Origin of the sequence: Streptomyces sp. SID11385, from assembly GCF_010548245.1 — a bacterium.
Lineage (GTDB): Bacteria > Actinomycetota > Actinomycetes > Streptomycetales > Streptomycetaceae > Streptomyces.
Map to the genome: position 1 here is coordinate 1 of NZ_JAAGLR010000739.1, position 1,109 is coordinate 1,109.

Annotated in this window: 1 protein-coding gene; it reads right to left on the reverse strand. The window is 78.2% G+C overall.

Annotated elements, in window-relative coordinates; all coding sequences use genetic code 11:
- Window positions 1–23: 23 nt before the first annotated feature.
- Entirely contained in the window at window positions 24–884 is an 861-nt protein-coding gene (locus G3I42_RS22365) for an oxygenase MpaB family protein (protein ID WP_164288634.1), read from the reverse strand.
- Between the last annotated feature and the right edge of the window lie 225 nt (window positions 885–1,109).

The window sequence follows — 1,109 nt, forward strand, 5'->3', positions numbered from 1 at the left end:
GGGGAGCTGAGGCGGGGCGCGGTTCAGGCGCGGCGCCGCCTGGCCTCCGCGCGGGCGCGGCGCGCGTACGGGAGGTAGCGGAGGCGTTCGGGGAGGGCGGGGACCAGGAGGCGGAACGCCGTCGCGAGGCGGCGCAGGCGGCGTTCCTGGGCGGGGGTCCAGTCCAGGCCGAGGGCGGCGCGGGCGTCTGCGGGGAGGAAGCCGGTCGTCAGGAAGCGGCGGGCGCGCAGGGCCGGAGGCAGCAGGAGCGGCCACAGGGCGCGCAGCGCCAGGCGCAGGGCGAGGGGGCCGCGGTCCGGGGCGGGGATCTTCGTGTCCGTGGCGAGGAGTTCGCGCACGACCGTGTTCGTCTCCACCTCCGTGGCGAGCATCCGGCGGTAGTACGGCCAGAACTCCTCGGGTGTCGCGGGCATGTCCCGCTCGCGCAGCCCGAGCAGCCGCCCGACCCGCAGCCACTCCGCGTACAGGGCGCGATCCTGGGCGGGGGTGAGGGGCCGGACGAGGAGGGCGAGGCCGCGCCGGTTGACCGGGTAGCCGGTCGCGTGCACCCACGCGTACGTCTCTGGGCGCAGCGCGTGGTAGGCGCGGCCCCGGGTGTCGGTGCCGCTGATGTCGCGGTGCAGCCGGCGCAGCCTGCGGCCCTCGGCGCGGGCCGCCTCGCCGCCGTACACCCACAGCAGGAGCGAGTCGAGGGAGCGCGCGGCGCGGCCCCAGGGGTCGGTGCGGAAGACCGAGTGCGCGTCGACGCCCGCGCCCACGGCGGGGTGGGCGACCTGGAGGAGCAGCGCGGAGGGGAGCATGAGCAGCATCCGCACGTCCCCGGCGAGACTCCACAGCACCCCGCCGGGCGGGGGCGGCTCGGGCGGCGGAGCGCTGGGCGGCACGGGGCACCTCTCCTCGGGGTGGTCGGACACCTCCAGTATGCGCGGGGTGCGGGTGAGGCGCGTGAGGGCGGTGGTGAGCCTGGGGCAGTACGGGCGGGGGGGGACGAGTGGGGCTCAGGCGCCCCGGGCCGCGAGGAGGGCCGCGAGTTCGGAGGCGCGGTCGCGCAGTTCGGCCTCGGCGCGGACTCTCGCCGCCTCGCGCCGGGCCTGGTCGGTGTGGCGTGG